We start from the raw sequence: 25556 nt of genomic DNA on the forward strand, positions 1-25556 counted from the left end.
GCGGGGGCGCCCCGCCCCCCCCCCCCCCCCCCCGCGCCCCCCCCCCCCCCCCCCCCCCCCCCCCCCCCCCCCCCCCCCCCCCGGCGCCCCGCCGTCCCCCGGCGGCGGGTCCGGTGCGGCGTTAGTGTCCGGACGGTCCCACCCACCGCCGCGGGAGTCGCATGAACCTCGAGAAGGTCGTCTTCGGCTTCTTCGTGCTGCTCGCCGCCACCATCAACTTCGGGTTCTTCATCGGCGACATCGACGACCCGGCCGTGCACAACGTCTACGAGCTGTTCGCCGCGCTCGTGGTCAGCCTCATCGCCACGGTGCTCAAGTTCGGCGACCGCACCCAGATCGGCGCGGTGCACCTGGCCACCAGCCTGGTCGCCGACCTGCAGCTGATCGCCGCCACCATCACCTGGGCGTGGGCGGTGCACGTCTCGGCGGACGGGCTGACGGCGACCGCGACGGCGAGCATGGTGTCGCTGTCGGGCGGGGCGCTGGTGGCCAACGTCGTCTCGGTGGTGCTGCTGGTCATCGAGACCGTGTCCTTCCAGCGCCACTGAGCGGACGCCGACCGTGGAGACCGCGCCGCCGCCCCCGGTGACCACCCGCGGCCGCCGCGCCCGCCGCCGTCCGGTCGTGCCGCGGGCCGAGGGCTCGGCGACCGTCTTCACCGTCCTGCGGCGGATGCGCGCCCCGCTGATCACGCTGATCGTCATCTTCTTCGTGAGCGTGCTCGGGCTCTCGCTCATCCCGGGCGTCGACGCCGAGGGGCAGCCGGCCCGCCTGAGCCTGTTCGACGCCTTCTACGTCATGAGCTACACCGCGACGACGATCGGCTTCGGCGAGATCCCGTTCGCCTTCAGCTACGCGCAGCGCATGTGGGTCACGGCCACCATCTACCTCACCGTCATCGGGTGGGCCTACGCGATCGGGTCGCTGCTGGCGCTGGTGCAGGACCGCGCGTTCCGGCAGGCGCTGGCGCTGCGGCACGTGTCGCGCAAGGTGACCCGGCTGCGCGAGCCGTTCCTGCTGATCGCCGGCTACGGGCAGGCGGGGGAGAACCTGGGCGCCTCGCTCGACGCGCTGGGCCGCCGGTTCACCGTCGTCGACATCGCCGAGGGCCGCATCGACGCCCTCGAGATCGCGCCCTACCGCGGGGACGTGCCGGGCGTGGTGGGTGACGCCCGCGACCCGCACGTGCTCGGCGTCGCCGGCCTGGGGCACCCCTGGTGCGAGGGGGTGCTGGCGCTCACCGGCGACGACGAGGCCAACCTCGCCGTGACGATGGCCGCCGCGCTGCTGCGCCCGGAGCTGCCCGTGGTCTCGCGGACGACGTCGCCCATGGTGGCCGAGCGGATGGCGGGCTTCGGCTCGCCCACGGTGGTCAACCCCTTCGACCGGTTCGGCGACCACCTGCGCCTCGCGCTCCGGACCCCGGCGTCCTACCAGCTCATGACCTGGCTGGAGAGCGGCCCGGGCGCGGAGCTCACGCCCCGCGGGAAGGCCCCCGCGCCCGGCCGCTGGGTGGTCTGCGGCTACGGGCGCTTCGGCCGGCACTTCGCCGCCGACCTGCGCGCCGAGGGCCTGGAGGTCACCACCGTCGACCCCTCGCCCGAGGAGGAGCCGACGATCGTCGGGGACGCCGCGGACCTCGACGTCATCCGGTGCGCCGACCTCGCGAGCGCCGTCGGCCTGGTCGCCGGCACCGACAACGACACGACCAACCTGTCGCTGGTGGCCGAGGCCCGGCGGATCAACCCCGGCCTGTTCGTCGCCGCCCGGCAGAACCAGCCGGCCGACGCCGCACTGTTCGCCGCGATGGAGGTCGACGCGCTGCTCGTACCCACCGAGGTGGTGGCCCACGACGCCTACGCGCGGCTGAGCACCCCGCTGCTGTGGCGCTTCCTGCGCGAGCTGCCCCGGCAGAGCGACGAGTGGTCGGCCGGCGTCGTGGAGCGGCTGCTCGACGCGTGCGGCACCCACCTCGAGGCGCTGTGGAAGGTGCGCCTGACGGCGGAGGACGCGCCCGCGCTCCACCCGCGGCTGTCCCGCGGCGGGTTCCGGCTCGCCGACCTGCTGCGAGACCCCGCCGACCGCGACCAGACGCTGCTCGCCGTCCCGCTGCTGGCGCTGCGCGGCGACCAGGCCCACCTGACCCCCGACGGCGACCTGGAGCTCGAGCCCGGCGACGAGCTGCTGTTCGCCGGCCGCGCCGCCGTGCACCGGGAGGTGGAGGCGACGCTGTTCATCGACGGCGTGGCCGACTACCTGGTCACCGGCCACCGGGTGCCGTCGAGCTGGATCTGGCGCAAGCTCAGCCGGTCGACGCCGACTCCGGACGCAGCCGCCGCGCCCTGACCTCCCGGCGCCGACGTCCGCGAGGGGGAACGCATGGCCGAGCAGGGCCCGGGCCGGCGCCTGGTCGAACGACTCACCGGCCGCTCCGACGCCGTCCGGCCGCCGGGGCTGCGCACCGACGACCACCGCTCCGCCTCCCGGCTGGAGCTGTTCTTCGACCTGGCCTTCGTGCTGGTCCTGGCCGAGCTGGCGAAGGCGCTGCGCGAGGACGTCACCGTGCACGGCTACCTCGTCTTCGCCGCGTTGTTCGGCGCGGTGTGGTGGTCGTGGGTGAGCTCCACGCTGTACGCCAACCGCTTCGACCACGACGACGTCGTCTACCGGCTCTACAAGCTGGCCAGCATGGCCGCCGTCGTCGGGCTCGCGGCCTCGGCGTCGGAGGCCACGGGCGAGCGGGCCACCGTCTTCGTCGTCTGCCAGCTCGTGCTGCGCGGCCTGCTGCTCCTGCAGTACCGCCGCGCCCACGTGCACGTGCCCGAGGCGAGGCCGGTCACCCGGCTGTACCTGATCGGCGCGGCTGCCGGAGCGGCGTTCTGGGCGGCGTCGCTGGCGGTGCCGCGGCCGGCCGCCTACGCGTTCTGGGCCGCCGCGGTGCTGGCCGAGGCGCTGGTGCCCCTGCTCGCCACGCGGATCCCGGCCGACGTGCCGGTGCACGTCGAGCACCTGCCCGAGCGGTTCGCGCTGTTCGTCATCCTCGTGCTCGGCGAGCCGGTGGCGGCCGTGGCCCACGGCCTCTACGAGGCGAAGTGGACGGCGAACTCGGTCGTGGTGGCCGCGCTGGCCTTCGTCCTCGCCGCGGCGCTGTGGTGGAGCTACTTCGACCTGGCCGGGGCACGCGCGAAGCGGCTGCTCGACGGGTCCGGGGAGGGGCGCGCGACGCACGCGCTCGACGTCTACGTGTTCGGGCACCTGCCGCTCACGCTGGCGCTGGCGACCGTGGGCGCGGGGATCGAGCTGGCCGTCGTCGAGGCGGGCGACGTGCCGCCCGGCACGCGGCTCCTGGTCGCCGGGGGCGTGGCGCTGTACCTGGCGTCGGCGAGCCTGACGGCGTCGGCGATGACCGGCGACGTGCGCCGCGGGTGGTGGTGGCCGCTGCTGGCGGCGGTGCTGGCCGGCCTCGACGCGCTGCTCGACCTGCCGGCCGTCGCCGTCATCGGCGCGCTCGCCGCGCTGGTCGTCGTCGTGGTGGCGGCCGGGTCGGTGCAGCGGGCGACCGGGCAGCTGGAGGCCGAGGAGGTCTGACCGCCCGCCGGCCCGTCGCGGCAGGGACCAACGACCCTGCCGCGGCTGCCCGGGCGGGGCTGCACTGGGACGGGGGTCGGTGCGGACCCGCCGGGAGGTGCGCTGCCGTGGACACGACGCCGGGGCTCGACGGCGGGGTCGTCGTCGGGGTGGACGGGTCGGCCTGCGCGCGGACGGCGCTGGCGTGGGCCGGCGCGCTCGCCGCGCGGGCCGGGCTGCCCCTGCTCGTGGTGCGGGCGTGGAGCCTGACCACCGCGCCGCGGCCGGCCACCTGGGAGTGCGGCTACGTGCCGCCGGTGGCCGACTACGAGGCGGCGGTGCGGCAGGCCCTGGCCGACGACGTCGCCGCGGCCGGGGTGCCCTCGGGCGTCCCGGTGGAGTACCGCGCGGTGCACCGGGCGCCGGTCGACGCGCTGCTGGCCGCCGCCGAGGGCGCCGCGCTGCTGGTGGTCGGCGCCCGCGGCCGCGGTGCCGCGCGCGGGCGGCTCCCCGGATCGGTGGCGACGTCGGTGCTGCGGGCGGCGGCGTGCCCCGTGACGGTCGTCCGCCCGCTCGGGACTCCGCCCGGCCCGGGGCCGGGCGGCAGCAGGGAGGAGCGCCATGACCAGGTCCAGCACGCCGGGCTCGGGTGACGACCGGCGCCGGGAGATGTCGGCCGACGAGAAGCTGATCGCCCAGTGGGAGGCCCAGCACGACGTCGCCGCGCGCGGGCACCGCTGCGACCCGATGGGGCTGCAGCACCAGCTCAGCCGCGAGCGGCTCGCCGACCGGGTGCGCCCGCCGCGCCGGGGCTCGCCGCCCGCGGGAGCCACCGCGAGCGCGGCCGCGGCGCCGGCCGAGCCGCCCTCGGTACCCGCGGCGCCGACCGCGCGGCGGCACCCGTGGCGACGGTTCCACCACCACGCCTCGGAGCACTGAGCGCCTACCGCAGCGCGCCGCCCAGCTCCCGCACGAGCTCGCCGACCCGCCCGCCGCCGGCCGGGGCGGGCGGGTAGCGGCGCAGCACGCCGGCGACGACGGGCCCGGCGGTCGCCCGCGCCCGGTCGAGGACGGCGGCCGGGTCGTCGCCGTCGAGCTCGGCCGCGCGGGCGGCGTGCGCGGCCGCGCCGAGGACGTGCCCGACCTGGGTGGCCTGCGCGATCGGGTGCAGGAAGGCGGCGCCGGCCGCGGCCATCGCGGACCGGGCGGCCTCGACCGCGGCGGGCTGCCCGGCTCCGCGCGCCTCGGCCGCCGCCCGCTGCGCGGCCCAGGCGGCGTCGCGCAGCGCCTTCGTGCGTTCAGCGCCGTCGGCGAAGGCCTGCGCGGCGTCGACCGCGGCGCGGGGACGCGGGTCGCCGGGCCGGGCCCGCTCGAAGCGCGCCAGCGCCGGCCGCGCGCACGCCGCCGCGAAGCCCGCGACGGCCCGCAGCTCGGCCCGGCTCAGCGCGACCTCCGGGGCGTCCTGGCTCACGCCGCCCATCCTCGGATGCCGGCCCGCCGACGGGTCACCGGGTCGGGGTGCCGGGTCGCCGTGTCGGCACGTCGAGCTGTCGTCGTGTCGGGACGTCGTCGTGTCGGGACGTCGAGGTGTCGCCGGGTCGAGGAGTCGTCGCGTCGAGCTGTCGCCATGTCGACCCGGTGCCCGCCCGTCAGAAGGGCGGGGGCTCCTCGTCCGCCCGCCGGTACGGACCCGGTGGCCGGGTGACGCGGACGACGCCAGCAGGAGTCGTGACGGTGAGGACCCCGTCGTCGTCCATGACGAAGGCCCACCCGCGCGCGTGCGTCTCGAGGCGGTGGTGGCGCTCGCACAGGCAACAGAGGTTCGTGCAGTCGGTCGGACCACCGCGGGCGTACGGGACGACGTGGTCGTGGTCGGTGGCCGCGACGGGACGCGAGCACCCGGGCATCCGGCAGGCGCGATCGCGGGTGTCGACGAAGCGCTGCTGGGCGCGGCTGCGGGTGTAGCCGTCGCGGGCGGGCGGGCGTCCGGCGAGCGGGCACCGGCAGTCGCCGTCGGGGTGCTCCCGGCATCCGTCGCGCGCGAGTCCGCGCAGTTCGGAGGCGGGGACCACGGCGCGCAGGGCGCCAGTGGCGGGGTCGGTGAGCGCGACGTCGAGGCTCCCGCCGGCCGGGGCGCGCGACCCGTCCGGGCAGGCGGCACCCAGCCGGTCGAGGACCTCCCGCAGGCCCTGTGACCCACGGCCGCAGCGCCAGGTCGGTGAGGACGCCGGCGCGCAGTGGCCCGAGGGGGCACCTCGGACCCCGCGTCCCGCGCCGTGCGTGCGTGGCGGTCGAGCGTGCCGCGGACGGCGCAGGCGTCCTCGTGGGGCAGCAGCGCGACGAGCTCCGACATGCCGTCGCCGACCGGACGCACCCGCACGTCGGCCCGGCGTCGCACCTCCCTGCGGCGGCGGTCGGCTGCCGCCGCGTCGAGTCGGGTCAGCTCCCGGCGCACGGCCGTCCGCAGGGCCTGGACGCCGGCGCCCATCGCCCCGGGCAGCACGGCGGCCTGCACGGCGGCCACCGCGCGTGCCGGGTCCCCGCGGCGGACCGGCTCGGACAGCTCCTGGGCGATGGCCCGTGCCCGCGGCCAGTCGATGCGACCGTCGGCCAGCGCCGCCCAGGTGGCGGGCAGGTGCCGGGTCAGCAGCAGCGCGTGCCCTGCCCGGACGCTCGCCTCGGTGACCGAGCAGCGCAGGACCTGCGCCACCTCGTCGACGAGGAACTCACCGACGCCGGCCAGGCCGCCCTCCGACCAGGACGCGGACCTCTCCCGTCCCGGGCGATCGTCGGCGACGTCGAAGAAGTCGGCGCGACCACCGGCCAGGGCGGCGATCAGCGAGACCTCGTAGGCGGCGAGGACCGAGCGCAGCTCCTGGACCCGCCCGAGCTCGACCGCCTGGGTGGCCGGGGCCCAGTCGTCGACGCGGAGGACCTCGCTCAGCCGGGACGGGCGGGTGCCGTCGTCGAAGGACGGCTCCCCGGCGGCCGGGGACGGCAGCGGCGCCACCGCCAGCCCGATCCCGTAGCCCTCGAACACAGCCCCGACGCTAGGTGGGAGGTACGACAGAACCGGCCTCCCACCTGCGAGGACGTCCGGGGACGTGGAGGTCCTGTGGGGGCGCTGTGGGTGGGGCGTGCCGGCGGCCGCCGACAGGCTCGACGCCATGACGCACACCGCCTCCGCCCCGCTCTGCGACGTCCGCGACATGTACGTCGTCCACCGCGCCTTCCGCCGCGAGCTGCGGCTCGTCCCCGAGCTGGTCCGCGCCGTCGCCCCCGGCGACACCGCCCGGGCCGCCGTCCTCGCCGGCCACACCCGGATGTGCCTGCAGGGCCTGCACCTGCACCACACCGCCGAGGACGAGCTGCTGTGGCCCCGGCTGCTCGAGCGCTGCCCGCCCGACGCGGCGCTGGTCGAGCGGATGGAGGAGCAGCACGCCGAGGTCGAGCGGCTGATCGGGGCGCTCGGGCCGGCCTTGGACCGCTGGGAGGCCGAGGCCCGGCCCGCCGTCGCCGAGGAGGTGGCCGGCACCGTCGACGCGCTGCGCGAGGTGCTCCTCGTCCACCTCGAGGAGGAGGAGCGCGAGATCCTGCCGCTCGCGCAGCGGCACGTGACGCAGGAGGAGTGGTCGCAGCTCGGCGAGCACGGCAAGGGGCAGATGGCGGTGCGCGACCTGCCGCTGCTGTTCGGCGCGCTGCTGGAGGAGTGCGACCCCGAGGAGCGGGAGATGATGCTGCGCGTCGTCCCGTTCCCCGTCCGGGTGCTGCTGCACACCGTGTTCGCCGGCCGGTACCGCCGCTACGTCAGCCGGGTGCGCGGGACCCGGTGAGCTCCCGGGCCAGGGCCGGGACGTCCTCCGGGCGCAGCAGCCGGCCGGCGTCCCAGGCCCGCCCGAAGGCCGCGGCACCCAGCGCCGCGCGCACCTCCGGCAGTACCTGCGCGGCGAGCTCGACGTCCGGTGGGAACGCCACCGCCACCGACGCCGCCTCCGCCGTCGCCGAGCCGGCCGCGAACAGCCGCGCCGCCAGCTCCGGGCGCCCGCGGGCGGCGGCGACGGCGGCCAGCCCGGGCAGCGTGTAGGCCAGCGTCCACGTGGTGCGCACCTCGGCGGCGAGCACCGCGGCCTCCGTCCACCGGGCCAGCGCCTCCTCGCCGTCGCCGGCCAGCCAGGCGAGGGAGGCCTGCACGTTGAGCACCGTCGCCAGCGTGAACGGGCTGCCCAGTTCCCGGGCCAGCTCCTCGGCCCGGGCGAGCTCGGTCGTGCCCCCGCCGAGGTCGCCGGCGCGCAGCAGCAGCTGCCCGCGGGCGGTCACCGCGTGCGCCCGCGCCCACGCCTGGCCGCTCTCCTCCGCCAGCCGGAGCGCCTCGTCGAGCTCGGCGGCGGCGGCGTCGAGGTCGCCGGTGAAGACGGCGGCCGAGCCGGTGAGCACCAGGGCGAGCGACCGCAGGTCGGCGGCGTCGGCGGTCCGCGCCGCCGCCCCGGCCGCCTCCCGGGTGCCGGGGACGTCGCCGGCGGCGTACCGCAGCGCGGCCGCGGCGAGCAGCAGCCGGGCCGCGTCGTCGGAGGAGAGCCCGTCCGGGGACACCCGCCCGAGCCACTGCAGGCCCTCGGCGGCGTTGCCGCGCACCGCCCAGTAGAGCCAGGTCGCCTCCATGAGCACGGCGACGTCGGCGGCCCGGCCCGCCCCCGTCAGCCGGTCCAGGGCGACGCCGAGGTTGCCGTGCTCGCGTCCCAGCCGGTCGAGCTCGGCGCCCTGCGCCGCCCCGGTGAGCCCGTTCCGCGCCCGGCAGGCCAGCGCGAGCACGGCCGCGGCGGCGCGGTCGGCCGCCTCGTCCGCCTCCCCGGAGGCCGCCAGCCGTGCCGCGGCGTACCGGCGCACCGGCTCCAGCAGCCGGTAGCGCGGGTGCGGCCCGTCCTCGGCCACGACCAGCGACTGCTCGACCAGCCCCGCCAGCGCGACGACGGGGTCCTCCCCGCGGTGCACCGCCCGCGCCAGGTCGAGGTCGAACCCGCCGGCGAGGACCGACAGCCGGCGCAGCAGTGCCTGCTCGCCGCCGGTGAGCAGCTCGTGGCTCCAGTCGAGCGCGGCGGCCATCGTCCGCTGCCGCGCGGGCAGGTCGCGTGACCGGCCGCGGCCGAGGGCGTCGGCGAGCCGGTCGAGCAGCGCCGACGGCGGCAGGTAGCGGGCGTGCGCCGCGGCGAGCTCCAGCGCCAGGGGCAGGCCGTCGAGGCGCCGGCAGATCGCGGCGACGTCGGCGGCCGTGGTGTCGTCCAGGGACAGCGGCCGGCCCGCGGCGGCCGCGCGGTCGAGGAAGAGCCGGGCGGCGGGCGAGGCGGCGACCGTGCCGGCGTCCGCGCGGGCGGGGACCGGCAGCGGGCCGAGCGGGTACTCGCGCTCGGCCCGCACGCGCAGCGCGGCCCGGCTGGTGGCGAGCACCGCCAGGCCGGGGCAGCGGGCCAGCAGCGCGGCGACCTCGGGCGCGGCGTCCAGGACGTGTTCGACGTTGTCCAGCACGACGAGGCAGCGCCGGTCGCCCAGGCGCGCGGCGACGGCCTCGGCCGCCGGACCGGCCGGCTGCCGGCCGCCGAGCACGCGGGCCAGCTCGGGCAGCACCGACCGCGCCTCGCGCACCGGCGCGAGCTCCACCACCGCGACGCCGCCGGGGAACGCGGGGGCCAGCACCCGGGCCGCCGCCAGGGCCAGCGTCGTCTTGCCGACGCCGCCGGGGCCGGTGAGCGTGAGCAGCCGGGTGGTCCCCGACCGCAGCAGTGCCGTGACCTCCGGCAGCTCGGCGTCGCGCCCGACCAGCGCCACGGCGGGGACCGGCAGCCCGGGCGGCGGCGCGGCGTCCGCGGGATCCGCGGCGTCCGGCCGGGCGGCCGCGGTCAGGTCGGCGCGCTCGGCGTCGTCGAGACCCAGGGCGTCGCCGAGAACCCGCAGGGTGTGCGGGTGGGGACGGCGCCGCTCGCCGCGCTCCAGAGCGCCGATCGCCTTGCCGGTCAGGCCGGCCCGCGCGGCGAGCTCCTCCTGGCTGAGCGCCGCCCGCTCGCGGAACCGGCGCAGCAGGGCGGCCAGGGGGCCGGGGGAGGGGGCGCTCACCGGCCGGGAGGGTAGCGGCGTCCCGACTGCCCGAGGTAAGTATCAGGCTTGACTGATATCAGTGTCGGCTGACACAGTGCGGACGTGCACGCGTTCGACGTCCTGGGCGACCCGGTCCGGCGGCGCATCCTCGAGCTCCTGGCCGACGGCGAGCTGTCGGCAGGGGAGGTCACCGCCGTCGTCCGCCGGGAGTTCGGCATCTCCCAGCCCGGGGTCTCCCAGCACCTGCGGGTGCTCCGGGAGAACGGCTTCGCCCGGGTCCGGGCCGAGGGCGCGCGGCGGATCTACGCCGTCGAGCCCGCGCCGCTGCAGGACGTCGACCGGTGGCTCGAGCGGTTCCGCTCCACCTGGGACCGGCACCTCGACGCACTCGCCACCGAGCTCGCCCGCGGGGAGCGCGAGCGCCGCCTGCGCGGGACCCAGCCCCAGGACACCCCACCCGAGGAGGAACCGTGAGAGACCTGCTGGCCGAGATCGCCGAGACCGCCCGCGCCGTCGCCCGCGAGGGCACCGGCGACGACGAGCTGATCGCCGTCCGGCTGCGCCGCGAGTGCCCGGCCGCCGTCGCCGACGTCTGGGACGCCGTCACCGATCCCGCCCGTCTGGCCCGCTGGTTCGCCCCGGTCAGGGGCGACCTGCGCCAGGGCGGGACCTTCGCCGTCGAGGGCAACGCCGACGGCGAGATCCGCGAGTGCACCCCGCCCTCGACCCTCGTGCTCACCTGGGGCGGGCCGGTCAGCGTGGTCACCGTCCGGCTGCGCGCGGCGGGGGAGGGCACCGCGCTCGAGCTCGAGCACACCGTGCCCGCCGCCTTCGCCGGCAGCGGCGCGGGCGCGCTGTTCGTCGGCCCCGGCTGGGACGTCGCGCTGCTGGGCCTCGCGCTGCACGTGGCCGGCGAGGAGGTGGGCGACCCGGTGGCGTGGGAGGACGGCGAGGGTGTCCGCGCGGTCAACGCCGCCTCCGTCGACGCCTGGGTGGCCACCGTGACCGCGTCGGGCACCGCGACGCCCGAGGAGGTCGCGGGCGGCGAGGCCGCGGCCCGGGCCCAGTTCGCGCCCACCGCCGGCTGACGCGCGCCGCACGGTCCCCGGGTCGCCGGGGACCGTGCCGTCGGCCAGAGTGGGGCGCCCGCATCCCCCACCCGGAAGGCCTCCCCGTGCGCCCCTCGGACGACGGCGACCCCCAGCTCGCGGAGTTCGGCTACCGGCAGCACCTGGACCGCAGCATCGGCCGCTTCTCCAGCTTCGCCGCCGGGGTCAGCTACATCTCGATCCTCACCGGCACGTTCCAGCTCTTCTACTTCGGCTTCGGCGCCGGCGGCCCGGCCTACGTGTGGTCGTGGCCGATGGTGTTCGCGGGCCAGCTCATGGTGGCGCTGTGCTTCGCCGAGCTGGCCGCCCGGTACCCGGTGGCCGGGTCGCTCTACAACTGGACCAAGCGCCTCGGCAGCGCGACGACGTCGTGGCTGGCCGGCTGGGTGATGCTCACCGCCTCGGTCGTGACCCTCGCCGCGACCGCGCTCGCGTACCAGATCACGCTGCCGCAGCTGTGGTCCGGTTTCCAGGTGGTCGGCGACGGCACCGGCACCTACGACGTCGCCGTCAACGCCGTGCTCCTGGGCGGGCTGCTCATCACGGTCACCACGCTGATCAACGCCTTCGGCGTGCGCCTCATGGCCCGGATCAACAGCACCGGCGTGTTCATCGAACTGGTGGCGGCGGTGCTGATCGTCGTCGTGCTGGCCGTGGCGATCACCCGCGGCCCGCAGGACGTCCTGTTCGACACCGCCGGCCGCGGCGAGGGCCAGTCGCTGGGCTACCTCGGCGCCTTCCTCGTGGCGGCGCTCGCGTCGGGCTACGTGATGTACGGCTTCGACACCGCGAGCTCCCTGGGCGAGGAGACCATCGACCCGGGCCGCACCGCCCCGCGGGCGATCCTGCGGGCGATCACCGCCTCCTTCGTGCTCGGCGGGCTGATCCTGCTCTTCGGCCTGATGGCCGCCCCCAGCCTCACCGACCCGCAGCTGGCCAGCAGCGGCGGCGGGCTGCAGTACGTGCTGCTGTCGGTGGCCGGCACGGGGCTGGGCAAGGCGTTCCTCGTCTGCATCGTCGTCGCCGTCACCGTCTGCTGCCTGGCGGTGCACACCGCCGCGATCCGGATGACCTTCGCCATGGCCCGGGACAACGCGCTGCCGGCCTCCGCGCGGCTGGCGCACGTCGACCCGAAGCGGCGCACGCCGGTCGTCCCGGCCGTCGTCGTCGGGGTGCTGGCCATCGGCGTGCTGCTGCTCAACGTCCGCCAGCCGCAGGTCTTCACGGCCCTGACCAGCATCGCCGTGGTGATGATCTACCTGGCCTACCTGCTGGTCACCGGCCCGATGCTGGTGGCGCGGCTGCGCGGCCGGTGGCGGCCGGCACCCGGGCGGTTCTCGCTGGGCCGCTGGGGCCTGCCGGTGAACGTGCTGGCGGTGCTGTGGGGCGCGGGGATGGCGGTCAACCTCGCCTGGCCGCGCCGGGAGGTCTACAACGCCACCGGCGAGCCGCACTGGTACCTGCAGTGGGCGGCGCCGGTGTTCATCGGCGCGATCGTCGCCGTGGGCCTCGGCTGGTACCTGCTGCGCCAGCGGCGGCGCACCGGCGTGCTCCCGGAGCACGCCGCCGTCATCGAGCCGACGCCGCCGCCCGCGCCCGCCTGAGGCTCGTCCGCAGGCGGGCCGCGCTCCCGCCGGCGACGCCGCGCAGCAGCCGGGCCCGCTGCGCCGGGGACAGCGCGCCGAACACCCGGGCCATCGCCCCGGCGACGGCGGACGGCGGTGACCCGGCGTCGAGGTACGGCGCCCACGCCCGCTCCGGCAGCGTGAAGAAGGCGCCGAAGAACGCGTCGGTGGCGGCGGCGTCCATCGGCAGCAGCGCCTCCAGGCCCAGGCCGAGCAGCGCGGCGGTGGCCCGGGGGCGGGCGGCGCGGACCACCGGGCGCGGGTCGCGGCCGGCCGCCAGCGCCGCGGCCACCCGCGGCCCGAGGCGCAGCGACGACGCCACGCTGTACCCGGTGGCCGGGTGCACCAGCCCGGCGGCCGCGCCGAGCGGGGTGCCGGGACCGGCGGGGCGGGGCGCGGCGTCGAGCGGGACGGCCACCCGCTCCGCCTCGCCGGCCGGCCGCAGCCCGTGCGCGTCGAGCAGGGCGGCGAGCCGCTCGCGCAGGCCGGCCAGCGGCAGCGGCGGGCGGGCGGCCAGCGAGGTGGCCTCGAGCAGCACGGTGCCGTCGTCGAGGGGCAGGCCGTAGAGGAAGGCCGGGGGAGCGCCGGGGTCGGCCAGCGCCGTCCAGTCCATGAACAGCGCGCCGCCGGGCGGCACCAGGTCGGGCACGGGCCCGGCGACCACCTCGCCCCACGCGCGCTGCTGCGCCGTCGCGGGCCCCCCGCCGCGCGCGTCGAGCACGGTGCGCGCGGGCAGCCGGGTGCCGTCGGCGAGGACGGCGACCTCACCGCCGCCGTCGTCGTCGACCAGGCCGCGGACCCGGCCGGTCACCACCCGGCCGCCGGCGGCCTCGAACCGGCCCAGCAGGGCGGCGTGGACGGCGTCGTTGCGCAGCCGGGCGTAGCCGCGGGTCAGCCGCCGCTCGCCGCCGGACGCCGTCCGCACGACGGTGGGGGCGTACCGCGCGGCCAGCGTCGTGGGCACGGCGGCCGGGTCGAGGCCGAGCGGGCCGGCCGCGGCGTCGAGCTCGTCGGCCCACAGGCAGTAGGTGGCCGGCCAGGGCCGCACCGCGGGCGCGACCAGCGCCGTCCGCAGCCCCGCGGCGGCGCAGGCGGCGGCCGCCGACAGCCCGGCCGGGCCGGCGCCGGCGACCACCACGTCGACGAGGGCTGCCACCGCCGCAGACGACCACACCCCCGGCTCCGGCGCGCGGCCGGGGTCGGGGGTGTAGTCGGGGAGTGCCCGCTCAGCGGGTGGAGGACAGCGCCTCCTGCCGCAGCTCGGCCTGCGCGTCGCGCTGGCCGGGCCCGGCGTTGGTGGCGTCCGCGGGCAGGCCGCCGTGGTCGTCGTCGAGCATGGTGGCCTCGTCGAACGGCGACCGCCCGGACAGCGCCGCCGACAGCTGCTCGCGGTCGAGCTCGCGGGTCCAGCCGGCGATGAGCACGGTGGCCACCGCGTTGCCCGCGAAGTTGGTCAGCGCGCGGGCCTCGGACATGAACCGGTCGATGCCGACGATCAGGCCGACGCCGTCGAGCAGGTCGGGCCGGTGCGCCGACAGGCCGCCGGCGAGGGTGGCCAGGCCCGCGCCGGTGACCCCGGCCGCGCCCTTCGAGGCGATGATCATGAACGCCAGCAGGCCGATCTGCTCGCCGACCGACAGCGGGTCGCCCAGCGCCTCGGCGATGAACAGCGAGGCCATCGTCAGGTAGATGGCGGTGCCGTCGAGGTTGAACGAGTAGCCGGTCGGCACGACGATCCCGGCGACCGGCTTGCTGACGCCGGCGTGCTCCATCTTGGCGATCAGCCGCGGCAGGGCGGTCTCCGACGACGACGTCGAGACGATGAGCAGGAACTCCCGGCCCAGGTACCTGAGCAGCGAGAAGACGTTCACCTTGGCGGCCAGCCGCAGGATCAGCCCGAGGATCACGAAGACGAACACGACGCAGGTGGCGTAGAAGCCGAGCATGATCACCGCGAGGCTCGTGAGCGCGTCGACGCCGGTCTCGCCGACCACCGCCGCGATCGCGCCGAACGCGCCGATCGGCGCCACCCACATGACCATCGCGAGGACGCGGAACACGAGCTTCTGCAGGTGGCCGATGCCCCGCAGGACGGGCTCGCCCGAGCGGCCCATGGCCTGGATGGCGAACCCGACGAGCAGCGCCACCAGCAGCGCCTGCAGCACCGAGCCGTCGGTGAGCGACGACAGCAGCGTGGTGGGGATCAGCCCGAGCAGGAAGTCGGTGGTGCCGCCGCTCTCCTCGGCGGTCTCGGCGAGCTCGGAGCCCCGGCCCCGCAGCTCGTCGGACAGCGCGAGCCCGTCGCCCGGGTGCAGCACGTTGCCCACGACCAGGCCGATGGCCAGCGCCACCGTGGACATCAGCAGGAAGTAGCCCAGCGCCAGCCCGCCGACCCGGCCCACCTTCGCGGCCTGCCGGATCGACCCGATGCCGAGGACGATCGTGCAGAAGATGACCGGCGCGATCAGCATCTTGATCAGGGCGACGAACGCCGTCCCGATCCACTTCAGGCCGGTGGCGAACTCGGGGAACACCAGGCCCACGGCGATGCCGAGGGCGACGGCGGCGATGACGGCGATGTAGAGCCAGTGCGTGCGGTCGCGCTTGGTGCGCACGGGCGGATCGCCGGCCGCGGTGCCAGCTGCCATGTCTGCTCCTGGGGGAGACGTCGGGACGGTCGCGTACCAGTGGGCCGGACGCGGTGACCGCCGTCACCGATGTGTTCATTGCGTACGTGAGCCACGTCGCAGCACCGGGCGCGGGAGACTCGCTCCCGTGCCCCGCCTCCTGCCCCGCCGCCGCACCGGCGGCAGCCTGGCCCGCCAGCTGCTGGCGCTGCAGGCCCTGGTGCTGCTGACCGTGGTGGCGGCCTCGGCGGTGGTGGCCTGGCACGACGCCCGCGAGGCGCTGCAGCGCGGCGCCGAGCAGCGCACCACGGCCGTCGTCGAGAGCCTGGCGGACTCCCCGCTGGTCGCCGACGCCGTCACCGGCCCGGACCCGACGGCGGTGCTGCAGCCGTTCGTGGAGGAGGTCCGCGCCGACACCGGCCTGTCCTTCGTCACGGTGCTGGCGCCCGACCGCACGCGGTTCACCCACCCCGACCCCGAGCAGATCGGCCGGCCCTTCCTCGGCACCGTCGCGCCGGCGCTGGCCGGCACCACGTTCACCGAGACCCACACCGGCACGCTGGGCCCCTCGGTCCGGGCCACCGGCCCGGTGTTCGACGACGACGGCGACGTGGTGGCGCTGGTGTCGGCCGGGCTCACCGTCGACGTCGTCGCCGCCGACCTCGCCGACGCCGTCCCCGGCATCGTCGGCACCGCGGCGGTCACCCTGGCCGTCGGCGGCGTGGGCAGCGCCGCGGTCGCCCGCCGGCTGCGGCGGCAGACCGGCGGCCTCGACGCCGCCACCCTCGCCCGGATGCTCGAGCACCACGAGGCGGTGCTGCACGCCGTCCGGGAGGGCCTGCTGCTCGTCGACGGGCAGGGCCGGGTGGAGCTGGCCAACGACGAGGCGCGCCGCCTGCTCGGCCTCGACGGCGACCCCGCCGGCCGGCCGGTCGCCGGCCTCGGCCTGCCCGGCGAGCTGGCCGCCGCGCTGGCCGACCCGCGCCGCGGCGTCGACGAGGTGCACCTGACCGACGAGCGCGTGCTGCTGGTCAGCCGGATGCCCACCCGCACGCCCGGCCTCGGTGACGGCTCGGTGGTGACCCTGCGCGACCACACCGAGCTGCAGGCGCTGGCCGGCGAGCGCGACAGCGTGCGGGCCTTCGCCGAGTCGCTGCGGGCGCAGGCGCACGAGGCGGCCAACCGGCTGCACACCACCGTGTCGCTGGTGGAGCTCGGCCGCAGCGCGGAGGCCGTCGAGTTCGCCACCGCCTCGCTGGCCTCGGCGCAGGAGCTCACCGACCGGGTGGTGGGCGCCGTCGAGGAGCCGGTGCTCGCGGCGCTGCTGCTGGGCAAGGCGGCCACCGCCGCCGAGCGGGGCGTCGCGCTGGAGGTCGACCCCGGCACCGCGGTCGGCGTCACCGGGCTGCCCGCGGGCGACCTGGTCACGATCGTGGGGAACCTCCTGGACAACGCGATCGACGCCGCGCTGTCGGGGGAGCCGCCGCGGGAGGTCGCCGTGGGCATCGCCGTCGCTCCAGCCGTCGGCTCCGCCGTCGACCCCGCCGTCGACGGCGACCGGCTGGAGGTCCGGGTCGAGGACAGCGGGCCGGGGCTCACGCAGGAGGAGGCGGCGGAGGTCTTCCGCCGCGGCTACACGACCAAGGGCGACGCCGGCGCGCCCGACGGCCTCGGCCGCGGGCTGGGCCTGGCGCTGGTGCAGCAGGCGGTGCACCGGCACGGCGGCACGGTGACCGTGCGCCCCGGCCCGGGCGCGGAGTTCACCGTCTCGGTGCCGCTGGCCGTGCCCGCCGGGGCGGCCCCGTGACGGGCGCCGGGACGGGCACCGCGGCCGGCCCCGTGACCGGTCCCGCGCCGGTGCGGGTGCTCGTGGTCGAGGACGAGCCGGTCGCGGCCGAGGCCCACCGCGCCTACGTCGAGCGCACCGCCGGGTTCACCGCGGTGGCGGTCGCCGGCACCGGCGCCGCCGCGCTCGACGCCCTGTCGCGCACCGCCGTCGACCTGGTGCTGCTCGACCTGCACCTGCCCGACGCCTCCGGCCTGGAGCTGTGCCGGCGGATCCGGGCGGCCGGCGCCGACGTCGACGTCCTCGCCGTCACCTCCGCGCGCGAGCTGGCCACCGTGCGGGCCGCCGCGGTGCACGGCGTCGTCGGCTACCTGCTCAAGCCGTTCACCTACCCGGCGTTGCGCGACCGGCTGGAGGCCTACGCCGCCTACCGCGCGCAGCTGCGGGCCGGCGGGGAGGCGGCCGGGCAGGCGGAGATCGACCGGGTGCTGGGCGCGGTGCGCCCGTCGCGGTCGGCGCCGCTGCCCAAGGGCATGGGCCGGGAGACCCTCGACGCCGTGGTGGCCGCGGTGCGCCGGGCGCCGGGGGTGTCGGCGGCGGAGACCGCAGAGCTCATCGGCGCCTCGCGGATCACCGCCCGCCGCTACCTGGAGTACCTGGCCGAGACCGGCCTGGTCGACCGGGTGCCGCGCTACGGCGGCGCCGGCCGGCCGGAGCTGGAGTACCGCTGGCGCTGAGTGCTCGGGCCGGCGGACCTCAGGCCGGGTCGCCGTCGACGTAGACCCAGCGGCCGTCCGCCCGGCGGAAGCGGCTGCGCTCGGCCTGCACGGTGTCCTCCCCGCCGGCGCGCGCGTGCGCGCGGAAGGTGACGGTGCCCTCGGCGTCGAACAGCCCGCCGCCGGTGGTGGCGAGCACCTCCAGGCCGGTCCAGCGCACGCCCGGGTCGAGCTCGACGGTGCGTGGCCGGGTGGCCGGGTCCCAGGTGGCGAGCAGGTAGGCGGGGTCGCCGACGGCGAAGGCGCTGTAGCGCGAGCGCATCAGCTGCTCGGCGGTGGCCGCGGCCGCGGTCCCGTCGTGGAGGCGGCCGCAGTCGTCCGCGTAGGGCAGGCCGGACCCGCAGGGGCAGCGCGTCGGGTTCACCGTCGCAGTGTGGCCCCTCCGCAGGGTCCCGCCGCGAGCTCGCGAATGGCGGGGGCGGAGGGGTCCTTCCTCAGTCCTCCGCGATCCAGACGGCCGTGTCCGGCGGGAGCGCCACCGAGCGGGCCGAGGTGTGCACGCCGGGGCCGGACTCCAGCAGCACCCGGCCGCGGGAGCGCACCAGCACCGCCTCGCTGCCCATGTTGACCACGCAGCGCACGGTGCGGCCCTCGCCGGTGCAGCGGACGGTGAGCACGTCGCCGCGGCTGCTGACCGTGGCCTCACCGCTGCCCAGCGCCGGGTGCTCGGCCCGCACCGCGAGCGCCTCGCGGTAGAGGTGCAGCACCGACGAGGAGTCGCGGGTCTGCCGGGAGACGGCGTACTGCCGCCACTCGGCCGGCACCGGCAGCCACGGCTTCGCCGCCCGCGCGGGGGAGAAGCCGATCCCGGGGGTGGCGTTCCACGGCATCGGGACGCGGCAGCCGTCGCGGCCGGCGCGCTCGCCGTTGCTGCGGTGGAAGATCGGGTCCTGCTTGGCCTCGTCGGGGACGTGCGCCTGGGGCAGGCCCAGCTCGTCACCGGCGTAGACGTAGGCCGAGCCGGGCAGCGACAGCAGCAGCAGCGCGGCGGCGCGGGCGCGCGCCAGGCCGGTCTCGCCGCCGCCGAAGCGGGTGACCATGCGGTCCTTGTCGTGGTTGCCGAGCACCCACGACACCGGGGCGCCGACCTTCCCGAAGGCGTCCAGTGCGCTGCCGATCGCCTCGGCGAAGGCGGTGGTCTCCCACCGGGACTTGAGCAGCCGGAACGACAGAGACTGGTGCAGCTCGTCGGGCCGGGAGTACAGCGCCACCTCGTCGAGGTCGGCCAGGCAGACCTCGCCGACCAGCATGGTGTCCGGGTACTCGTCGCAGATCGAGCGCCAGCGCCGCCACACGTCGTGGACCTCGGGCTGGTTCCACGTCATGGCCTGCTCGGGGCCGTGCCCGAACAGGGTGGGGGAGTAGGTGCCGGGGTTGTCGCGCAGCCCGGCGTCCTTGTGCAGGCCGTAGGCGACGTCGACGCGGAAGCCGCTCACCCCGCGGTCGAGCCAGAAGCGCAGCGTCCGCTCGAAGTCCTCGGCCACCACCGGGTCGCGCCAGTTGAGGTCGGGCTGCTCGGGCGCGAACAGGTGCAGGTACCAGCGGCCGTCCGGGGTGCGCGACCAGGCCGGCCCGCCGAACAGCGAGCGCCAGTTGTTCGGCGGCTCCTCCGACGGCGGCCGGAAGTGGTAGCGCGACGCCTCGGGGCAGTCGGGGTCGGCCAGCGCCGCCTGGAACCAGGGGTGCCGGTCGGAGGTGTGGTTGGGGACGACGTCGAGCACGACCCGCAGGCCGAGCTTCCGGGCGTCGGCCACCAGCGCCTCGACGTCGGACACGTCGCCGTACTCGGGGTCGACGGCCCGGTAGTCCACGACGTCGTAGCCGCCGTCCGCGCCACCCGAGGGGTAGTGCGGGTTGATCCACAGCGCGTCGACACCCAACCACGAGAGGTAGGGCAGGCGGGCGCGCAGGCCGGCCAGGTCGCCGATGCCGTCGCCGTTCCCGTCGGCGAACGAGCGCAGGTAGACCTGGTAGACGACGGCCGAGCGCCACCAGGGCTGCTCCTGCGCGGGAGCCGGCCGGGACCACGGCTGCTGGCCGGCGGCGGTGCCGGCAGCGACGAGTCGAGCGGACATGCGGGAAGGATCGGCCCATCCGGCCGTCCGGTTACCCACCCCTGATCACGAAGGGTGAGGCGCACCTTGTCAGGTGTCGCCGAATCGGCTGGTGGCGGTGTCGTCGCGCACACCCCGGATGCCCCGGACGGGTGACGGCGTTGCACCAGCCGTCCCACGAGTCACGAGCCGCCCGACGGGGCGGCACAGGAAGAACGCGCCATGACCAGCACCCCGGCCGCCTCCGCGGCCGACCGCGCCGTCTGCCACCGCCACCCCCGGCACGTCTGGATCGCCAGCTGCCCCGACTGCACCTCCTGGCACCTCGCCGGCCTGCGGGCCGGACGGCAGGACAGCCCGGCTGTGCCCCGCCCGCGCACGGACGACGACGCCCGCACGCACGCCGCCTGACCGCACCGCCCCTCCGACGCCCCTCCGGCCACCCCGGCCGGAGGGGCGCCGTCGTCTCGCGGGCGTCGTCTCCGGGGAACGTCCGGGCGCCCGTCCTGGTTCACTGTGGTTGAACGTTTGACGACAGCGGGGCGGGCGTCCCGCGCGACCGGAGGAGGACCGCCGTGCACCTGGGCGTCGACAGCTTCGTGGCGGCGGTGACGGACCCGTCCACCGGGCGGGCCGTCGGGCCCGAGGAGCGCATGGCCGACCTGCTCGAGGAGATCGAGACCGCCGACCGGGTGGGCCTGTACTCCTTCGGCATCGGCGAGCACCACCGCCCCGAGTACTACGACTCCGCGCCGCCGGTCATCCTCGCCGCCGCCGCCGCGCGCACCCCGCGCATCCGGCTGGGCAGCGCCGTCACGGTGCTGTCGGCCGCCGACCCGGTGCGGGTGTTCCAGCAGTTCGCCACGCTCGACCTGATCAGCCGGGGCCGCATCGACCTCGTCGTCGGCCGCGGCTCCTTCACCGAGGCGTTCCCGCTGTTCGGCCTGTCGCTGGCCGACTACGACGAGCTGTTCGACGAGAAACTCGACCTGCTGCTGCGCATCCGCGGGTCCGAGCGGGTCACCTGGTCGGGCCGCCACCGCCCGGCGCTCACCGGCCAGGGCGTGTACCCGCGCCCGCTGCAGGACCCGTTGCCGGTCTGGGTCGGCGTCGGCGGCACCCCGACGTCGTTCGTCCGCGCCGGCCTGCTCGGCCTGCCGCTCATGGTGGCGATCATCGGCGGCGAGCCCCGCCAGTTCGCGCCGCTGGTCGACCTCTACCGCCAGGCCGGCGAGCGCGCCGGGCACGCGCCCGAGCGGCTGCAGGTGGGCCTGCACGTCTTCGGCTTCGTCGCCGACAGCACGAAGGCCGCGGCCGACACCGTGTACCCGGGCTGGCACGAGATGTTCACGAAGGTCTCCCGCGAGCGCGGCTTCGCCCCGCCGACCCGGGCGCAGTTCGACGCCACCAGCGGGCCGAACGGGGCCTTCTTCATGGGCGACCCGGACACCGTCGCCGAGAAGCTGGTGCGGATCTCCGGCCAGCTCGGCGGCGTCGACCGGGTGTCGATCCAGATGACCAACCCCCGGCTCGCCCACGCCGACCTGCTGCGGGGCATCGAGCTGCTCGGCACCGAGGTGGCCCCGCGGGTGGCCTCGGCCTGAGCGACCGCCCGGGCGCTCAGCCGTCCTCCGGGTAGGGCGGGGCGCTGTCGGCGACGACGGCGCCCCGCTCGCCCAGCGGCCGCTCGGGCCCGACGGTCGAGTCCCGCTCGGTCTGCCGCTCGGCCTCGGCGTTGACCACCGCGCCGAGCACGACCAGGAAGACGCTCAGCCACAGCCACACCATGCTGATCGCCACGCCGGCCAGGGAGCCGTAGGTGGCGGTGTAGTCGCCGAGGCCCTGCACGTAGGCGAACAGCGCCAGCGACGTCGCCACCCACAGGCCGGTCGCCAGCACCGCCCCGCCGCTGATCCAGCGCCAGCGCGCCTGGCGCCGGTCGGGGCCGACCCGGTAGAGCACCGCGCAGACGAGCACCATGAGCGCGGCCAGGCTGACCCAGACCAGCAGCGGCTCCAGGTCGCGCAGCGCCCGGGGGGCCGCGGACAGGACCGACGCCAGCAGGCCCCGCCCGGCGATGGCGGCGCCCAGCAGCGCCGCGCCCCCCAGCACGAGGGCGAGCCCCAGCCCGCTGCGCCGGAGGAAACCCCGGGTCTCCCGCTCGTGATAGGCCAGCGTCAGCGCGTCGACCAGGTAGGTGGCCGCCGTCGTCGCCGTCCACAGCGCCGCCGCCAGGCCGGTGAGGCCCCGCAGCGTCAGCACCTGGCCGGACGCCGTGGTGATCGACGTCAGCTGGTCGCCGACCAGGGGCTCGAGGTCGTCGGGCAGCACCTCGGCCATGTCCGACAGCTGCTGCAGCGCCTGCGCGGGGGAGTTGAGCGCCCCGTAGATCGACAGCGCCGTCACCAGCACCGGCGCGATCGACAGCAGCGCGAAGAAGGCCACCGCCGACACCTGGACCATCAGCCGCTCGCCGAGGGCCTGCCGCAGCGACCGCCGGAGCACCTGCGCCCAGCCGCGCGGCGGGATCCGGTGGGGGGAGCTCGCGTCGTGCGCGGGGCCGCGGTCGGGGGCGTCGGCCATGGACGGAGTGTCCCGTCGGGGGAGCGCCCGGGCATCCCCGGAGCGCGCGGACCCGGGACGGTCCAGGGTGTCGCCGGATACCCGGCCGGCGGGCGCGGCGGCAGGCTCGGGACATGACATCGACACCGCAGACCGCCCTCCCCCCGACCCCCCGCCGGGAGCTCCGCCGCGCCCGGTCCGGCGCGATGCTCGGCGGCGTCAGCGCCGGCCTCGCCGACTACAGCGGCATCGACACGGTGCTCTGGCGGGTCCTCTTCGTGGCGCTGACCCTCGCCGGCGGTGCCGGGATCGTCCTCTACGCCGCCCTGTGGGTGCTGACGCCGCCGGTGCCCCTGGCCCCGGGCGAGCAGCCCCGCCGGGTCGACGAGGCGGTCGAGCGCCTCTCCGGCCGGCTCGGCGGGACCGCCCGCTGAGCGTCCCCGCCCGAGCGATCCCTCCCGGCCGCTCAGCCGGGCGGGAACAGCCGGGCCAGCTGCACCCGGGACCGCAGGCCCCGCTTGCGGTAGACGCCGCTCAGGTGGTGCTCCACGGTCTTCGGGCTGAGGAACAGCTCCGCGGCGATCTCCCGGTTGGAGGCGCCGCCGCCCGCCAGCGTGGCGATCCGCACCTCCTGCGGGGTCAGCGGCTCCTCCGGCAGCGGCCGGCGGGGCCGCGCGGTCCGCCCGGTGGCCCGCAGCTCCTCCTCCGCCCGCCGCGCCCAGGCCGTGAGCTCCATCGCCGCGAACGCGTCGGCCGCCGCGGTCAGCTGCTCCCGGGCGGGCACCCGCCGGCCGGCCCGGCGCAGCCGCTCGCCGTACAGCAGCCGGGTGTGCGGCTCCTCGAACCGGTCGGGCCCGGCGGCGTGCGCGGTCAACGCGTCCCGGAACAGGGCGGCCGCCGCGTCGTCGTCGGGGCAGGCGAGCGCCCGGCAGCGGGCCACCAGCGCCGCGGTGGCCGGGGACGGGGACCGCGACGCGGAGGCGTAGCGGTCGGCGAGGCCGGCGGCCTCGGCCCGCCGGCCGAGCCCCGTCCACGCCTCCACCAGCAGCGGCGCCACCCCGAGCGGCTCGCCGAGGGCGCCGCTGCCGCCGTCGGCCGCCAGCCGCTCCTCCAGCAGCCGCGCCGTCGTGGCCAGGTCCCCGCGGCACAGCGCGCAGGCGGCGGCGGACAGGGCGAGGTGCGCGGCGACGCCGGCCGTCCCGGCCCGGACGACGAGCGCCCGGGCCCGCGCGAGGTGCTCCTCGGCGTCCTCGTGCCGGCCCCGCGCGGCGTACTCCCAGGCGAGCAGCTCGTGCGCCGGCGCGGCGTCGGCGACGTACCCGAGCTGCCCGGCGAGCTCGACGGACTCCCCGGCGTCGGCGAAGGCGCCCGCGTGGTCGCCGAGCAGCTGCACCCGGCCGTGGGCGGTCATCGCCAGCACCGCGACCAGCACGCCCAGCGCCCCGGCGGCCCGCGCCTCGCGCACCCGTCGCTCGACCACGGCCACGGCGGTGGCGGCGTCGGGCAGCCAGCCCAGCGCGAGCACCAGCAGGGGCAGCAGCCGGGCCTCCGCGCGCAGCCCGGGCGCCTCCTCCATCGTCGCCAGCGCCCGCCGCAGCAGACCCCGCCCCGCGTCGGGGTCCCCGCCGGAGACCTCGGCGACCCCGGCGACCCACGCGGCGAGGGCGCGCTGCAGGGGATCGGCGTCGTCGGCGATCGAGGCGGCGCGCGCGGCCGCCGACCGGATGCCGGCGACGTCGCCGAGCCGGTGCCCGACGACGGCGAGGTCGGTGAGCGCCCAGACGGCGGTGCGGCCCGTGGCGAGTCCGGCCGCCGCCTCCAGCAGGTCGCGCGCGGCCGGCACCGAGCCGGTGTCCTGCTCGACCCGGCCGAGGACGGCCAGCACCTCGCCACGCACGGCCGGGCCGGCCGCGCCGCGCAGGACGGCGCCGCCCAGCGCGCGGGCACGCGCGGCGTCCCCACCGAGCGCCGCGTCCCGGACGGCGCCGGCGAGCAGCGCGGCGGCGCGGGCGGCGTCCCCGGTGAGCGCGGCCGCCCGCTCCAGGGCCGCCGACGAGGCGGCGAACCCGCGCCGCTCCCGCGCCCGGCCGGCCACGTCCGCCAGCTCGGCGGCCAGCGCCTCGTCCGGGCCGGTGGTGGCCAGCGCCCGGTGCCAGGTGCGGGCGACGTCGTCACCCTCGCGGGCGGCCTCGGCGAGCAGCCGGTGCGCGCGCCGGCGCTCGGCGGGCGACGCCCGGCTCCACGCCAGGCTGCGCAGCAGCGGGTGGCGGAGGGCGAGCACCCCGCCGGACCGCACGACGACGCCGCGCTGCTCGGCGGCGTCGAGGGCCGCGTCGGCGTCCAGCCCCGCCCGGGTCAAGGCGGCGGCCACCGCGGCGGCCCCGCCGTCCTCGGAGGCGGCCACGAGCAGGACCGCCTGCCGGGCGCCCGCGGTGAGGGCGGCCAGCTCAGGCCCGAACGCGCCGGCGAGCCCGGGCCCGGCCGGCAGCTCGGCGGGCAGTGGCTCGTCGCCGGCCCGCTGCGCCGGCGTCAGCGCCGCGGCGACCTCGCGCAGCGCGAGCGGGTTGCCGCCGAGCCGGGCGGCGAGCCGGCGGGCGACCGGCCCGGCGACCGTGCCGGCCAGCAGGTCCGGGGCGGCGGCGGGGTCCAGGTCGGCCAGCCGCAGGACGTCGTCGCCGGCGCCCGGGTCCGCGCCGGGGCGCCGGGTGACGACGACGGCGACCCGGTCGGCGTGCATCCGGCGGGCGGCGAACAGGACGGCCCCGGCCGACTGCGGATCGGCCCACTGCAGGTCGTCGACGGTGACCAGCAGCGGCGCCTCCGCGGCGGCGGCGGCGAGCAGCGACAGGGTGCCCGCGGCGACGAGGTGCCGGTCGCCCGGGACGTCCGCGGGTCCCCAGCCGAGCGCGCCGGCCAGCGCGGCCGCCTGGCCGGGCGGGACCTCGCCGAGCAGGGGGCGCAGTGGAGCCAGCAGCTCGCCGAGGGCGGCGTGCGGCAGCGCCGCGTCGGTCTCGATGCCCCGGGCGGTGACCCGGCCGAAACCCGTCGCGCGGGCGGCCGCCGCGCGGAGCAGGGCGGTCTTGCCGACGCCGGCCTCCCCTTCGACCACGAGGAGCCGGGCGCGGCCCGCGCGGGCGTCGTCCAGGAGCCGGTCGAGGCGGCCCATCTCGGCGGCGCGGTCCACCAGGCCGGGGGTTTCCCCTGACGCGACCGCTCGCCCGCCGGCCGCACGCTCGTCCGGCAGGAACCCCTCGGGAGGACGCCATGACCACGACACCGGCGCGGACCCTATCGCCGATCACCCTGCAGCTGAGGTGCCTTGCGCGCCTGTTCGGGGCGCCGCTGCACCCGCTGCCGCGGCCG

23 protein-coding genes and 1 pseudogene are annotated in these 25556 nt (G+C 77.7%); 14 read left to right on the forward strand and 10 right to left on the reverse strand.

What is annotated here, in order from left to right; translation table 11 throughout:
- Positions 1-161 precede the first annotated feature (161 nt).
- The 5 genes from ACI79X_RS02680 to ACI79X_RS02700 all read left to right on the forward strand — a co-directional run bounded on the left by ACI79X_RS02680 (position 162) and on the right by ACI79X_RS02700 (position 4506).
- Positions 162-548: a DUF6394 family protein gene (locus ACI79X_RS02680; RefSeq protein ID WP_457023865.1), complete on the forward strand. Its 387-nt coding sequence runs from the start codon at positions 162-164 to the stop codon at positions 546-548.
- Positions 549-561: 13 nt separating this feature from the next.
- Complete coding sequence (locus tag ACI79X_RS02685; protein WP_457023866.1) at positions 562-2346, forward strand: potassium channel family protein; 1785 nt, start codon at positions 562-564, stop codon at positions 2344-2346.
- A 33-nt stretch (positions 2347-2379) separates the two neighbouring features.
- Positions 2380-3588, forward strand: coding sequence for a low temperature requirement protein A (locus ACI79X_RS02690; RefSeq protein WP_457023867.1), 1209 nt, complete (start codon positions 2380-2382; stop codon positions 3586-3588).
- Positions 3589-3695: 107 nt separating this feature from the next.
- Positions 3696-4220, forward strand: a complete 525-nt coding sequence (locus ACI79X_RS02695; RefSeq protein ID WP_457023868.1) for a universal stress protein — start codon at positions 3696-3698, stop codon at positions 4218-4220.
- Positions 4189-4506 (forward strand): hypothetical protein, encoded by a 318-nt coding sequence (locus ACI79X_RS02700; RefSeq protein ID WP_457023869.1) that lies wholly within the window; start codon positions 4189-4191, stop codon positions 4504-4506. Before ACI79X_RS02695 ends, ACI79X_RS02700 begins: the two co-directional genes overlap by 32 nt.
- A 4-nt stretch (positions 4507-4510) precedes the next feature.
- On the opposite strand, the gene ACI79X_RS02705 is transcribed toward ACI79X_RS02700, so the two are convergent.
- The 3 genes and pseudogenes from ACI79X_RS02705 to ACI79X_RS02715 all read right to left on the reverse strand — a co-directional run.
- A complete protein-coding gene (locus ACI79X_RS02705; protein ID WP_457024078.1) occupies positions 4511-5038 on the reverse strand; it encodes a putative immunity protein in 528 nt (175 codons plus the stop codon).
- A gap of 178 nt (positions 5039-5216) precedes the next feature.
- Entirely contained in the window at positions 5217-5639 is a 423-nt protein-coding gene (locus tag ACI79X_RS02710; protein ID WP_457024081.1) for an HNH endonuclease signature motif containing protein, read from the reverse strand.
- Between the two features lie 155 nt (positions 5640-5794).
- A pseudogene (locus ACI79X_RS02715) lies at positions 5795-6778 on the reverse strand (DUF222 domain-containing protein); the annotation flags it as partial.
- Here ACI79X_RS02715 and ACI79X_RS02720 point away from each other — a divergent pair.
- Complete coding sequence (locus tag ACI79X_RS02720; RefSeq protein ID WP_457023870.1) at positions 6735-7400, forward strand: hemerythrin domain-containing protein; 666 nt, start codon at positions 6735-6737, stop codon at positions 7398-7400. The pseudogene ACI79X_RS02715 and the gene ACI79X_RS02720 overlap by 44 nt on opposite strands.
- Here the strand turns inward: ACI79X_RS02720 and ACI79X_RS02725 are convergent.
- Positions 7375-9672, reverse strand: coding sequence for an ATP-binding protein (locus ACI79X_RS02725; protein ID WP_457023871.1), 2298 nt, complete (start codon positions 9670-9672; stop codon positions 7375-7377). The genes ACI79X_RS02720 and ACI79X_RS02725 overlap by 26 nt on opposite strands.
- 84 nt (positions 9673-9756) lie before the next feature.
- Between ACI79X_RS02725 and ACI79X_RS02730 the strand changes: the two genes are divergently transcribed.
- The 3 genes from ACI79X_RS02730 (at position 9757) to ACI79X_RS02740 (ending at position 12367) form a co-directional block, all read left to right on the forward strand.
- On the forward strand, positions 9757-10128 hold the full coding sequence (locus ACI79X_RS02730; protein WP_457023872.1) for an ArsR/SmtB family transcription factor: 372 nt from the start codon (positions 9757-9759) through the stop codon (positions 10126-10128).
- Positions 10125-10742: an SRPBCC family protein gene (locus ACI79X_RS02735; RefSeq protein ID WP_457023873.1), complete on the forward strand. Its 618-nt coding sequence runs from the start codon at positions 10125-10127 to the stop codon at positions 10740-10742. The genes ACI79X_RS02730 and ACI79X_RS02735 overlap by 4 nt, the downstream gene beginning before the upstream one ends.
- Positions 10743-10828: 86 nt before the next feature.
- On the forward strand, positions 10829-12367 hold the full coding sequence (locus tag ACI79X_RS02740) for an APC family permease (protein ID WP_457023874.1): 1539 nt from the start codon (positions 10829-10831) through the stop codon (positions 12365-12367).
- Here the strand turns inward: ACI79X_RS02740 and ACI79X_RS02745 are convergent.
- Together ACI79X_RS02745 and ACI79X_RS02750 are read right to left on the reverse strand one after the other, a co-directional pair.
- Complete coding sequence (locus tag ACI79X_RS02745; protein ID WP_457023875.1) at positions 12333-13544, reverse strand: lycopene cyclase family protein; 1212 nt, start codon at positions 13542-13544, stop codon at positions 12333-12335. The genes ACI79X_RS02740 and ACI79X_RS02745 overlap by 35 nt on opposite strands.
- A gap of 70 nt (positions 13545-13614) precedes the next feature.
- On the reverse strand, positions 13615-15036 hold the full coding sequence (locus ACI79X_RS02750; protein ID WP_457023876.1) for a cation:dicarboxylate symporter family transporter: 1422 nt from the start codon (positions 15034-15036) through the stop codon (positions 13615-13617).
- A 127-nt stretch (positions 15037-15163) separates the two neighbouring features.
- Between ACI79X_RS02750 and ACI79X_RS02755 the strand changes: the two genes are divergently transcribed.
- On the forward strand, positions 15164-16822 hold the full coding sequence (locus tag ACI79X_RS02755) for a sensor histidine kinase (RefSeq protein WP_457023877.1): 1659 nt from the start codon (positions 15164-15166) through the stop codon (positions 16820-16822).
- 32 nt (positions 16823-16854) lie between these two features.
- Complete coding sequence (locus ACI79X_RS02760; protein WP_457023878.1) at positions 16855-17538, forward strand: response regulator; 684 nt, start codon at positions 16855-16857, stop codon at positions 17536-17538.
- A 19-nt stretch (positions 17539-17557) separates the two neighbouring features.
- On the opposite strand, the gene ACI79X_RS02765 is transcribed toward ACI79X_RS02760, so the two are convergent.
- Positions 17558-17941: a YchJ family protein gene (locus ACI79X_RS02765; RefSeq protein WP_457023879.1), complete on the reverse strand. Its 384-nt coding sequence runs from the start codon at positions 17939-17941 to the stop codon at positions 17558-17560.
- Between the two features lie 70 nt (positions 17942-18011).
- Complete coding sequence (locus ACI79X_RS02770; protein ID WP_457023880.1) at positions 18012-19652, reverse strand: glycoside hydrolase family 13 protein; 1641 nt, start codon at positions 19650-19652, stop codon at positions 18012-18014.
- 201 nt (positions 19653-19853) lie between these two features.
- On the opposite strand from ACI79X_RS02770, the gene ACI79X_RS02775 reads away from it, so the two are divergent.
- Together ACI79X_RS02775 and ACI79X_RS02780 are read left to right on the forward strand one after the other, a co-directional pair.
- The gene (locus ACI79X_RS02775; protein WP_457023881.1) at positions 19854-20042 is read left to right on the forward strand and encodes a hypothetical protein; all 189 of its coding nucleotides are present in this window, start codon (positions 19854-19856) and stop codon (positions 20040-20042) included.
- A 164-nt stretch (positions 20043-20206) separates the two neighbouring features.
- Positions 20207-21235: an LLM class flavin-dependent oxidoreductase gene (locus ACI79X_RS02780; RefSeq protein WP_457023882.1), complete on the forward strand. Its 1029-nt coding sequence runs from the start codon at positions 20207-20209 to the stop codon at positions 21233-21235.
- A 16-nt stretch (positions 21236-21251) separates the two neighbouring features.
- Here the strand turns inward: ACI79X_RS02780 and ACI79X_RS02785 are convergent, their stop codons facing one another.
- The gene (locus tag ACI79X_RS02785; protein ID WP_457023883.1) at positions 21252-22214 is read right to left on the reverse strand and encodes a YihY/virulence factor BrkB family protein; all 963 of its coding nucleotides are present in this window, start codon (positions 22212-22214) and stop codon (positions 21252-21254) included.
- 113 nt (positions 22215-22327) lie between these two features.
- Here ACI79X_RS02785 and ACI79X_RS02790 point away from each other — a divergent pair, with 113 nt between their 5' ends.
- Positions 22328-22627: a PspC domain-containing protein gene (locus ACI79X_RS02790; protein ID WP_457023884.1), complete on the forward strand. Its 300-nt coding sequence runs from the start codon at positions 22328-22330 to the stop codon at positions 22625-22627.
- 32 nt (positions 22628-22659) lie between these two features.
- On the opposite strand, the gene ACI79X_RS02795 is transcribed toward ACI79X_RS02790, so the two are convergent.
- Positions 22660-25377: an AAA family ATPase gene (locus ACI79X_RS02795; RefSeq protein ID WP_457023885.1), complete on the reverse strand. Its 2718-nt coding sequence runs from the start codon at positions 25375-25377 to the stop codon at positions 22660-22662.
- Positions 25378-25556: the final 179 nt, after the last annotated feature.

The sequence above is a fragment of the Geodermatophilus sp. SYSU D01119 genome (assembly GCF_054049975.1).